Here is an 11,940-nt window from a genome sequence, read left to right on the forward strand (position 1 = left end):
AGCATATCCTATCTTTTTGTTATAAAAGCACCTTATTTCCTAAAAAACAAAAATAATAATTTAATGAAAAAATTGCTAACACTATTTTCATTTAGAGGAAGTATACTATAAATATACTTTGAAAGAAGTAATGGATAAGTGAATGTTAGGAAAGGAAGCAGGGAAAAATGACCTTTTTAGAATTTCATCAATATGTAAAACAAGACTCATTAATGTATTCATGGATAACAGATAAATTTTACCTTTCTCGTAAAAAAATAGAAGCAAGTGAAAAGATTACCGTGAACAAAGAAGAAGTAATAATAATGGAAAAAGGTCTGTTGGTACAAGAAAGTGACGGGGAAAAGCCGGTGATTCATCGTGTCTTTGCGGATCATCGTATTATTTTTACCATTCAAGATAGTTTTCAGCTTACGGCACTAGAAACGTCGACATATAGTATAATACCAACAGAAAAATTATTTTCCCAATTAGATGCCAGTGGCTTATTATCAAACTTTTTTTTACAAATTGCTGAAGATCTCGAACGCGACCTTGAACGGGATAAAAAATTAATGTCTGTTAGTCCAGAAGAACGTGCAAATATTGTCTTAGCACTGATTGTAAACCACTATAAAATAGACCCCGTAGAAAACCCCGATTTTCCGAAATGGTTAAGAGTGAATGTTCTTGCAAAACTAGCTAAATGCCCCGTTTCAACTGCCTCGCAAATTATGAGAGAATTAATGGAAAAGGGAGTATCTGAAATCCCTCCTAAATATGGATCGAAAGTAGAACCATCTATATCACATCCCTCATGTGCTTAAAGCTATAAAAGTAACAAAAATATTAAGTGCTCCGAAGCTGAAAAGTAGCTTCGGAGTTTGCTATTCTTAGAAATAACGTTAGATTCAGAAAAAAACTAAGTACTTGCTTTTTTTCAAGCAGTGCTATATACTGAAATTAAGAAATCGGAAAAATATGTATTTTTTTCTAATAAAATAAAGTAAGTACTTGCTTTATTTAAGAGCGGGTGCGTAGGAGGTAGATGTATGCTTTGGTTAAAAGAGTCAATCGAGCAGCTTCTCAGTAAACTACACACAAATTTAGACACAGGATTAACAAAAGAACAAGTAAAGCAAAAACATTTGGAATTTGGTAGAAACGAGTTTGAAGAAGGAAAAAAAGAGTCACTTCTTCAAAAAGTAGGTCATCATTTATTAGAAATCACAACGATTGTTTTACTTGTTGCAGCTGCTATTTCAGCTTATTTAGCAATTACAACTGGATATGGTTGGGCAAAAGTAGTTGTTATTTTAGGAATTGTTATATTAAATATGGTTCTTGGTATTTATCAAGAAAGCAGCGCAGAGAAAGCACTCGCTGCACTTCAAAATATGAATGCTCATTTAACAACGGTACTTCGCGATGGAGTTCGAACTCAAGTAGACGTAGCAGAATTAGTACCGGGAGACATTATCGAAATAGTTGCAGGAGATATGATTCCAGCCGATGCGCGGATAATTTCCAGCAGTAGTTTGCAAGTCGAGGAGTCTGCACTTACCGGGGAGAGTGTACCAGTAGAAAAAGATGCAACAGCTGAAATTTCCGAAAAAGCACCTATTGGAGATCGACTTAATATGCTTTATTCTGGCTGTCTTGTAACGAATGGACGTGCAACAGCGGTAGTAGTAGAAATTGGTATGGCGACCGAGATGGGGAAAATTGCTGGATTATTAAATAATACGTCAAAATTAATGACACCCTTACAACATCGCTTAAAAGAATTAGCAAAACGTCTTAGCATTGTCGCACTTTTAGCAGGAATATTAATATTTATTATTGATGTGTATGTGTATGGGGAAACGATTATTGAAACACTGATGATTGCGATTTCTCTTGCAGTAGCAGCAGTACCAGAGACATTACCTGTGATTGTAACATTGACCCTTGCATATGGGGTTCAAAATATGGTGCGGAAAAACACGATTATCCGCCGAATTCCTGCCGTTGAAACGATTGGGAATACTTCTGTCATTTGTTCCGATAAAACAGGGACACTCACACAAAACAAAATGATTATTCAACAAATTTGGGCAACAGAGCATGCTCCAATGAAGGCAACAGCAAATTTTGGAACAGCAGAAGCGAATGTTTTAGAAATGCTAAGTCTTGCTAGTAACGCAACGATTGAAGTAACAGATGGTGAAGAAATCATCATTGGGGACCCAACTGAAAGCGCGATTATTCGTTTGCTAGAAGAAAAAGGGACAAAAAAGAATGTCCTTGAAGAAAAATATCCTCGTGTTTTTGAACTCCCATTTGACTCCGATAGGAAATTAATGACAACCATTCACCAAACAGAAAATGGCTTCCTTTCCATCACAAAAGGAGCATTTGACCGAATTCCTGTTGCTTTTTCTGATGAGCTATTGGCAAAAGCAGAGAGTGTACATGATAGTTTTGCTGAAGATGCTTTACGAGTGCTTGTTGTCGCTTATAAAAAATACGAAAAAATGCCAACGGATCTTTCGAGTAAAGCATTAGAGACAAACCTAACTTTCGCGGGAATGGTTGGAATGATAGATCCTCCACGACCAGAAAGTAAATCCGCCGTGTTAGCAGCAAAAAAAGCGGGTATAAAAACAGTAATGATTACTGGTGACCACATTGTGACAGCATCGGCTATTGCAAAAGAAATTGGTATTTTAACAGATAATGACAAAGCGATAACTGGAGCAGAACTTGCAGAAATGTCAGAACAAGACTTAGAGAAAAATATTAGAGACTATGCAGTATATGCTCGTGTTAGTCCAGAAGATAAGATTCGAATTGTAAAAGCTTGGCAGAAAAATGGTGAAATTGTAACAATGACTGGTGATGGAGTAAATGATGCTCCAGCCCTAAAAGCAGCGGATGTAGGTGCGGCAATGGGGATTACTGGAACCGACGTATCTAAAAATGCAGCAGATATGGTTATTACCGATGATAACTTTGCAACCATTGTTGATGCGGTAAAAGAAGGTCGGACAGCTTATGAAAATATTCGAAAAACCATTTATTTCTTATTGAGTACTAACTTTTCTCAAATTTTTATTATGCTGATTGCGATTATTTTAGGATGGGGAGCACCAGTTGTTGCAGTTCAATTGCTATTAATCAACGTTGTGTCCGATGGAATTCCTGGTTTCTTCCTAAGCCGAGAAAAAGCGGATGATTCGATAATGAACCGTCAACCAATACCGAAAAATGCCGGAATATTTGCGGGAGGACTTGGGAAGAAAATGGCAATCCAAGCAGTTGTCTTTACGATTGTAACGCTAGCTGGTTTCTATATTGGACAATTTGTAATAATTCATCCGTCCATCGGTGCAAGTTATGAAGTAGGGATGACAATGGCGTTTATTATTCTTGCTTGGTCGTCAGTTGCACATATTTTTAATGTAAGAAGTGATAAATCGATCTTTACAATTGGTTTTTTATCTAATCGAGGGTTGTTCTTTAGTGCAATTTGTTCGATGTTGATTATTCTAGGTCTAGCAATTATTCCACCACTTGCAAATATGTTTTTCTTAGTGAAAATGAGTCTTATACACTGGGTTCTTGCATTTGTACTTTCAATGCTGCCACTGGTATTTGTTGAAATTCAAAAATTCATTCAGCGTAAAAAAGCAAACGCATAAAAAGGAGGAAAGAACATGACGGACACTAAAAACTTAGTTACCACCATATTAGAACGAAATTTTGGTCAAGAAATTAGTATTCGCTATAAAGGAAGTAAGCAAGCGCAAAAACGTTCAGAAGAGGTTATTGAGGAAATTGCCACCGTCATTGCTCCCTTAGTAACAACACTTGGAATAGATAGTAAAACAGTGAAGAAGACAATTCCATTTTTATATGAGCTTCAAAAAAATCAATTTTGCGATTTGAGTTCCTATCCTTATCCATTACTTTTAGTGGACGGGACTAGTGAGAATACAGAGAAATATTGGCGTGATTTACCAATTTATTGGACAGATCAAGCAAACAAAATTGCCTTGCCCTATGTTTTAGAACATATTAAACAAAATAATGCTAGGCAAAAAATGCTGGCATATCATCAGTGGCTTTTAACGACAGTGCAACAACTAAACAACCAACTTAATGCTAGTTTTCGGGTAAAATTAGTTTTTGAATCAGATATGCGAATTCGATTACGTGTTTATGAAGTAAGCCGAATTGCGATGGAGGTACATTTTCTTGATAATCACGAGACAGAGCAGCAACATTTAGCGTATGATGTTAGTTTAGATGCTGACTTACAAATAAAGGCACGACTTCTTTTACGACAAGGAATTTTAACAGAAAATCTAAATTTAGAAGCGCTAAAAAATTACACGACGGCTGTTTTACCAATTGCTCATAGCCTCAAAAATTTGGAGCAACTAGATTTAACAGCAAGCGAAACGAAACAATTAACTAAATTACTCACAAAAGAAGAGCCGAAAATCATGGAAGATACAGATTTAACAAGTAATGCTATAGATTTTTTGCAAAAAGTATCCAAAGCCTAAAAATAGAGTGCTATTTAGTAGGAAGTGCATCTAAATGGCATTTTATTTTTGCAAATAACAACAGAAAGATAGTAAAATGATACAATGAAAAAGAAATGAGGATATAAAATTGATACGACAAGCTAAAAAAACGGATGCGCCAAAAATTGCGCCGCTGTTATTAATTATTTGGAAAGATATGGAGTTACCGATTTTAGAAACAGAAAAGGAAGAAGTCATTGTACAGGCACTCATTGAAGCAATACAAACAGAGACATATCGTTATAGTTATAGACATCTTCATGTTTACGAAAAAGAGGACGATATTGCCGGAGTGCTTGCCGGTTATCCTGGAAAACTAGAGCCGGAAATTGATGCTCCTTGGAACAATATTGCTAAAAAACACGGTATTACCTTTAAAGAGCCGATTTTTAAAGATAAGGAAACGTTTGCGGGAGAATGGTATTTAGATTCTATTGTTACCAATGAAAAATATCGTGGTTTTGGGGTTGGTACAGCTTTATTAAATAAACTAACAGAAATAGCAGCAAAAGATGGAGAAAAAGTGGTTGGACTAAACTGTGATAAAGGAAATCCACATGCAAAACGTTTATATGAGCGAATTGGTTTTCATGTAACAGGAGAAATAGTACTTAGTGGGCATTTATATGACCATATGCAAAAATAAGAAATGAGGTCGATTGGATGAAAAAGATAATTTTCACAGTGGCTCTAAGCTTTATTTTACTTCTTTCAGGATGTGCAGATGTAACAAATACTGTGAAAGTAGATAAAAAAGGCGATGCGACCATTTCTTTTGATATTGATATTTCATCCGTAGCAGGGCTTTTTGCATCTAGTTATTCTGATGAAGTACTCACTCAATTAGAAGAAGCTGGATTTAAAGTAGATAAAAAATCAAATACCAGCTATCATATTGAAAAGAAATTAGAGAAAAATACTACAAAAAGTGATCTGAAGCCAGAAGATTTTGGTGTAAAAATTACTAATACTAAAAGCTTCTTTACACAGAAAGTACGAATAGATGCCAATATTGATCCGGAGAAAATATGGAAGCAAGAAGTAACCGGAGTTCCTTTTCCAAAAGAGGTGTTGGCGCAAATTGATTATACCCTTATTTTAGATCTACCCATTTCAACAATTGGAGATAATAATGCTAAAAGTGTCGATGGTGGAAAACTAACATGGGATGTCCCACTTGCGGAAAAATCAGAAATGTACTTTGATATAACACTTCCAAATGTGAAAAATATTGCGATTGTGAGCGGAATTATTTTAGTAGCCATTATTGCTTTGATTATTTATTTGATTCGGAAGCATTCTAAAAAGAAAAAATCCGCCTAAAAAAGAGGTTAAGCTATGTAAGCTTAGCCTCTTTACTTTTTGTTATTTGTTCTAACTGTTCATAATATGCTAGTTTTTTCTCGATTTTTTGAAATGCTCGATTCATTTTTTCTTGACGGCGATACATTTCTTCCTGATGCTCCTTTAATACGGAAATTCGTTCAGAAACAGTATCATCACCACATTTTGTGAGCTCAACGATTTCTTTTTGTTTGGCAAGTGGCATCCCTGTCATACGTAAACAAGTAAGCAATTCCAACCAATGTAAGGCATCTTGGTCGAATATTCGATTATTATTTTTATCTCGAGCAAGAAATGGGATTAATCCTTCTCGTTCATAATAGCGAATAGTATGCGCACTTAACCCAGTGTGAGCAGCAGCTTCCTTAATCGTTTGTTGCATTAAAAGCACCCCTTTTTTTATTTATCATAGCATTGCGATATATGAAATGCCAAATGTTTGCGTTTGAGTATACTCTAAGGTGTATAGTAAACTTGTGACTATTTTTAGGAGGCGGATAAATTGAACTTAAAAGATACTGTAAAACTTGCAAATGGTGTAGAAATGCCACGTTTAGGCTTTGGTGTTTGGAAAGTGAATGACGGAGATGAAGCAGTAAATTCGGTCAAATGGGCAATTGAAGCGGGATATTTGAGTATTGATACAGCAGCTGCTTATAAAAATGAAGAAGGCGTTGGACAAGCAATCAAAGAATCTGGTGTCAATAGAGAAGATTTGTTTGTAACAACAAAACTTTGGAATTCAGAGCAAGGTTACGAGTCCACTTTGGCTGCATTTGATGAAAGTTTACGCAAATTAGAGCTTGATTATGTGGATTTATACTTAATTCATTGGCCAGTAAAAGGGAAATTTAAAGATACATGGCGTGCTTTTGAAAAATTATATAAAGACAAACGTGTACGGGCAATTGGCGTATGTAATTTTCATGAACATCATTTAAAAGAGCTGATGGAAGATGCGGAAATAACTCCTATGGTAAACCAAATTGAATTACATCCAGAATTAACCCAGGAACCGCTTCGTAACTACTGCAACGAACATCAAATCGTGGTAGAAGCATGGTCTCCACTAGGAAATGGTAAATTACTTGATAATGCGGAAATCAAAGCAATTGCAGAAACTCATGGCAAATCTGTAGCTCAAGTTATCTTACGCTGGGACTTGCAAATTGGTGTAGTTACTATTCCAAAATCTGTACATCAAGACCGGATTATTCAAAATGCCGATATTTTCGATTTTGAGTTAACCGCAGAAGAAGTAGCGAAAATTAGTGCTTTAAATAAAGATAAAAGAACTGGTGCAGATCCAGACAATTTTAATTTCTAAAAATAAAACAGTGCCGCAAAATCAAAACTGATTTTGCGGCACTGTTTTTATTTATCATCGATGTTTATTTTTGCTTTTTTTAGGTAGATACCAAAGACTAAAGGCGATAAAGAGAAGAATTATCCCTGCAAAACCAGCATTTGTATCACCTGTAGAAGGTAGGCTAGTTTGGTTTGGGTGTTCTTTTGTGCTAATACTATTTGAAGCATGAACTTTATCATTTGTACCATTATTGTCTGATGGAATAGGCGTGGGCTGACTAGCTGTAATATGGACAGTTACTTTAAATGGAACTGCTGCCACGCCATCACTATTTTTTGCTTGCAATGTTACAGTGTAATCCCCTGTTGTTTCAAAGTTGACGACTTTGGCAAAGTCTGTAGTGATTAGCGAATTATCACTTGTTTTTGCGTGAATATCGATTAGAAATTGTTCTGAACTTAGCTTACTATGTTTTAAATAGGTGATTTCTTTATCAGCAGTAATAATTGGTGCAGCAGCTTTTTCTATATGAACTGTAACAGTAATTGGTGCAGCAGCGACGCCATTAACATTGGTAGCATTTAACGTTACATTATAATCTCCGGGTGTATTAAAATCTACCACCGTAGCAAAATCACTTGTAATAACAGAGCCATCACTTGTTCTAGCATGAATATCTTCTAGAAATGTTGCTTCGGTCACTTTAGAAAATTTTGGATAAGTAATACGGTCATCTGCTGTAATTACAGGTACGGTCGAAACTTCTATTGGTTGAGTAACTAATCCAGAAAATGTTCCAGAAGCAGAGGTATAAGTGATAGGCTCATTAAAATTATAAGAAACACTGGATAGGTCTTTTATGTTGTCATAATTCCAATTAATTTTACCATTTTCGTATGTGCCATTATTTGAAATGGTAGTCGGTGTTGAAAGGGAGCCATTATTACTAATTTCATTTAAAATGGATAAATTTTCAGTTACAACCTTGCTTGGAAGTGTAATAGATTGGTTCGTTGCAGCTAACGATTGAAGAAGTGGAATCTCTGTTTCGATACTTGTAGGTAAAACGGCTAGATGATTACTACTAACATCCAAGTTACTTAGTATAGGTAGTGCTTGTAATTTACTAATAGTTGTTAATTCATTAGAACTTAAATCTAAAGAAGTCAGTGCAGCTAAATTTTGTGCGTCTATATCATCAATTAGATTGCCGTCTAAAGCAACTGTTTGAATTTTCGGTAGTGTATTTAGTTTAACATTACTAAGAACATCCGAATAACTAGAAAAATGTACCGCATTTGCTATGCCATTTCCTGCACTCGTTAGCATTGGGAGGTTAGAAAGATTGATCTCTTCTAAAAGCGAATTTTCATTACTTTCAAGATTTGCATAAATGACTACTAATTTCAATTGATCTTCAATGCTTAATCGAGTCAACGTTGGGTTAGATCTTATAGATAAATTACTTAAATTAGGCAAGTCATTTGTGGCATCTAAAACAAAACTGCTTAATGAATTATCATCTAAATTGAGAATTTGTAAGGAGTCTAATTGTAATAAACTAGCTATACCAGCTGTAGTTAATTGATTTAAACTTAAATCTAATGTAGTAATAGCAGGGAGTGTTGTCAAATTACTAATATCAGTTAATTGATTGCCGTGTAAATCTAAATAGCTCAGTCTGGTCATATCGTGTATATCTATACGGCTGAGCAAGTTGTTATCAATATCAGCAACTTGTATTTTTGGAAGAGCAGCTAAATGAACGGTACTTAAAACATTGGAGTAAGTGGAGAAATTAACTGCATTATTAGTGCTTTTTCCTGCAGAAGTAAGCTCAGGAAGATTAGTTAGCGTCAATTCTGCTAAAGAAGAACTTTGTCCACTGCTAATGGTTGTGTTGATGGTAGTAAGTTTTGGTTGGTTTTGAATGTTTAATTTTGTCATCGTTGGGTTATCTGACAAATTAAGTGTAGTTAAGTTAGGTGTGTATTGCGGGTTACCGAGTTCCACAATATTTAATAAATTAGAAGCCGCATTAAGAGAAGTAAGTTCGGCAAGATTTGTTATGGGTGCAATACTGGTTATTTGATTTTGACTTAAATCTACGGAAGTTAGGTTCGTTAATTCATTAATTCCAGTAATATCTGAAATGTTTTTCGCGGAAGCATTTAAAATGGTTACAGAGTCTAGTTGCGTTTGCGTCACAACTTGAGAAGTATCTGCACTTCCAGTAATTTGCATGGCGACAACTTGCGCGAAAGCTTCGTCTGGAAAAATATCTATGTAGGTATCACCCGCTGCTAAGGTTGGAGCGGCTTCAATCGTATCTTCCTCAGCTAGAATAGATTCTGACGTGGCTGTTTCTGCTGAAAATGTTTCCGCAAAAACAGTCACAGGGATAGGAAGAATTGTACTTAAAATAAGACATATTATTACAATAGAAAAATAGATTTTTTTCATTAATACAGCTCCTTGCAAGAGAATTTATAGATAAAGAAAATGGATATTAAATAATAAAAAAGTTTATTCATTAAGTGAATTTTATGCAGTTACTATAGTGTTTTCCCGAATCCTTCAAAGCCAAACAGATTAGCGAAATATATTGGTTGCTATTGGATCACTTTACTACTTTTTTGATGAAAGCTTATTATTTTATGCTACAATAAACTAAAAAGAGGGCGGATTATTGGAAACGTTACATCCAGTTTCGGAATATGCTATAGTGATGAAATGAGAATATTTAATTTGAGGAGTATAGACGATGAAAGCTTTTGACAAATTTTATAAAAAAACATTAGAAGAACGTAGAGCGATACTCGCAGAATATGCTAAATTAACGGAGGAAGAAACAGATTTTTTAGCTTCTAGTGGGGCACTTTCATTAGAAAAAGCCAACCATATGATTGAAAATACAATTGGAATTTATTCACTACCACTCGGCCTTGGAATGAATATGTTATTAAATGATAAAAACTATCTTGTGCCAATGGCGGTAGAAGAACCATCTGTTGTTGCTGCACAAAGTTCTGGTGCGAAGTTGATTGCTCAAAATGGTGGTATCCAGGGAACGGCAACAGACCGCCAAATGATTGGTCAAATAGAGTTAATTGCTGTTCCAGATATACAGCTAGCCATAGAAAAAATAACTAACAACCAAGAAAAATTACTGTTAATTGCTAATGAAGCTCATCCATCATTAAAGCGGCGCGGTGGTGGAGCAGTTAATCTTCGTGTTCGAACAGCAAATACTACGCAGGAAGAAACATTGCTAATCGTGCATTTGCTTGTAGATACAAGAGAAGCGATGGGAGCGAATATGGTGAATACTATGGTTGAAACTTTGGCTCCAGAATTAGAAAGATTGACTGACGGGATTGCCAATATGCGAATTTTATCTAATCTAGTAGATGATGCTACAGCTACCGTCTCATGTCGGATTTCACCAGAAAGTCTGGCAACAAAAACACAGACAGGTGAATGGGTTCGCGACCGAATTATTGCAGCTTATACTTTTGCTGATGCAGATATCTATCGGGCAGCAACTCATAATAAAGGAATTATGAACGGAATTGATGCAGTTGTTATGGCATTTGGGAACGATTGGCGCGCAGTAGAAGCAGCTAGTCATGCTTATGCAGCTCGAACAGGGAGTTATAAACCAATGACAAAATGGTCCAAAGATGAAAATGGTTTTTTAATTGGGGAACTAACTTTACCAATGCCAGTTGCCTTTGTAGGAGGATCAATCGGAGTCCATCCAATTGCTACACTTTCCCAAAAAATTGCTCGAGTAGAATCTGCAAAGGAGTTAGCGATGTTGGTTTGTGCAGTTGGTTTAACTCAAAATCTAGCAGCCCTAAAAGCTCTCGTTACGGAAGGTATTCAGCGTGGTCATATGTCACTTCAAGCCAAATCGCTAGCAATGACAGCGGGAGCAGAGGCAGATGAAATTGAGGCAGTGGCAACATTTTTACAAGAAAGCAAGCAAATGAATGTACTAGCGGCGAAAGAATATGTAGAAAAACTACGACAAAAGTAGCTAGTGGAATTAAAAGTATAGAAAGCAGTTCTTAGATTCGTATGACAACAAATCTAAGAACTGCTTTTTTGGAAGAGCTTAATCAGTATTATCGATTTTTCGAATTTGTCTTGCGGGATTACCTGCTACAATAGTGTTAGCAGGAACATCTTTTGTGACAGTGGAATTTGCTGCAATAACGGCATTTTCGCCAATGGTTATTCCAGGTAAAATAACTGCATTAGCCCCAATCCATGCCGTTTTTTTCACATGAATGGGAGCCACGTTTATGCCACGCCTTTTTGCTGGCTCCATCAAGTGATTAACTGTTATTAACTTGGCACCAGGACCGATTAATACATTATCTTCAAGCACTATTCCACCTAAATCTACAAAAGTGACGTTTTGATTGATAAAAATATTTTTACCAAATGTAATATGTTTTCCAAAATCACTATAAAATGGTAGCGAAATTTCTACAGTGGGGCTTATTGTTTTTCCGGTGATTTCTTGCAAATAATGCAAAATCATTTCTTTCGTATGGTACTGGGTATTTAATTCGATAATTAATTGTGCATTATTATGTTTCACTAAATGGATTTCATTAAAGAGCGGGGAATCAGGTAAAATATCTTTTCCAACTATTTTTTTTAGTAAAGTAGCTTCTTCCATATTAACTCCTCCTAGATATGTTTTACTATCATAATTGTACA

10 protein-coding genes are annotated in these 11,940 nt (G+C 35.6%); 7 read left to right on the forward strand and 3 right to left on the reverse strand.

Annotated elements, in window-relative coordinates:
• The first annotated feature begins 167 nt into the window (after positions 1-167).
• The 5 genes from HCJ45_RS13040 to HCJ45_RS13060 all read left to right on the forward strand — a co-directional run bounded on the left by HCJ45_RS13040 (position 168) and on the right by HCJ45_RS13060 (position 5,876).
• A complete protein-coding gene (locus HCJ45_RS13040) occupies positions 168-806 on the forward strand; it encodes a Crp/Fnr family transcriptional regulator (RefSeq protein WP_187125097.1) in 639 nt (212 codons plus the stop codon).
• A gap of 225 nt (positions 807-1,031) precedes the next feature.
• Positions 1,032-3,662 (forward strand): cation-translocating P-type ATPase, encoded by a 2,631-nt coding sequence (locus HCJ45_RS13045; RefSeq protein ID WP_187125098.1) that lies wholly within the window; start codon positions 1,032-1,034, stop codon positions 3,660-3,662.
• Between the two features lie 15 nt (positions 3,663-3,677).
• Positions 3,678-4,532 carry a hypothetical protein gene (locus tag HCJ45_RS13050; protein ID WP_187125099.1) on the forward strand — a complete coding sequence of 285 codons (855 nt, stop codon included), beginning with the start codon at positions 3,678-3,680 and terminating at the stop codon, positions 4,530-4,532.
• A gap of 109 nt (positions 4,533-4,641) precedes the next feature.
• Positions 4,642-5,199 carry a GNAT family N-acetyltransferase gene (locus tag HCJ45_RS13055; RefSeq protein ID WP_187125100.1) on the forward strand — a complete coding sequence of 186 codons (558 nt, stop codon included), beginning with the start codon at positions 4,642-4,644 and terminating at the stop codon, positions 5,197-5,199.
• Between the two features lie 17 nt (positions 5,200-5,216).
• Positions 5,217-5,876 (forward strand): protein with hydrophobic anchor, encoded by a 660-nt coding sequence (locus HCJ45_RS13060; RefSeq protein WP_187125101.1) that lies wholly within the window; start codon positions 5,217-5,219, stop codon positions 5,874-5,876.
• 13 nt (positions 5,877-5,889) lie between these two features.
• Here the strand turns inward: HCJ45_RS13060 and HCJ45_RS13065 are convergent, their stop codons facing one another.
• Positions 5,890-6,279 (reverse strand): MerR family transcriptional regulator, encoded by a 390-nt coding sequence (locus tag HCJ45_RS13065; RefSeq protein ID WP_187125102.1) that lies wholly within the window; start codon positions 6,277-6,279, stop codon positions 5,890-5,892.
• A gap of 120 nt (positions 6,280-6,399) precedes the next feature.
• Here HCJ45_RS13065 and HCJ45_RS13070 point away from each other — a divergent pair, with 120 nt between their 5' ends.
• Positions 6,400-7,224 (forward strand): aldo/keto reductase, encoded by an 825-nt coding sequence (locus tag HCJ45_RS13070; RefSeq protein WP_187125103.1) that lies wholly within the window; start codon positions 6,400-6,402, stop codon positions 7,222-7,224.
• Positions 7,225-7,278: 54 nt separating this feature from the next.
• Here the strand turns inward: HCJ45_RS13070 and HCJ45_RS13075 are convergent, their stop codons facing one another.
• Complete coding sequence (locus tag HCJ45_RS13075) at positions 7,279-9,669, reverse strand: LapB repeat-containing protein (RefSeq protein WP_187125104.1); 2,391 nt, start codon at positions 9,667-9,669, stop codon at positions 7,279-7,281.
• Between the two features lie 301 nt (positions 9,670-9,970).
• Between HCJ45_RS13075 and HCJ45_RS13080 the strand changes: the two genes are divergently transcribed.
• On the forward strand, positions 9,971-11,248 hold the full coding sequence (locus tag HCJ45_RS13080; RefSeq protein ID WP_187125105.1) for a hydroxymethylglutaryl-CoA reductase, degradative: 1,278 nt from the start codon (positions 9,971-9,973) through the stop codon (positions 11,246-11,248).
• 78 nt (positions 11,249-11,326) lie between these two features.
• Here the strand turns inward: HCJ45_RS13080 and HCJ45_RS13085 are convergent, their stop codons facing one another.
• The gene (locus tag HCJ45_RS13085) at positions 11,327-11,899 is read right to left on the reverse strand and encodes a DapH/DapD/GlmU-related protein (RefSeq protein WP_187125106.1); all 573 of its coding nucleotides are present in this window, start codon (positions 11,897-11,899) and stop codon (positions 11,327-11,329) included.
• Positions 11,900-11,940: the final 41 nt, after the last annotated feature.

The sequence above is a fragment of the Listeria immobilis genome (assembly GCF_014322845.1).
In the GTDB taxonomy this organism is placed as follows: Bacteria; Bacillota; Bacilli; order Lactobacillales; family Listeriaceae; genus Listeria; species Listeria immobilis.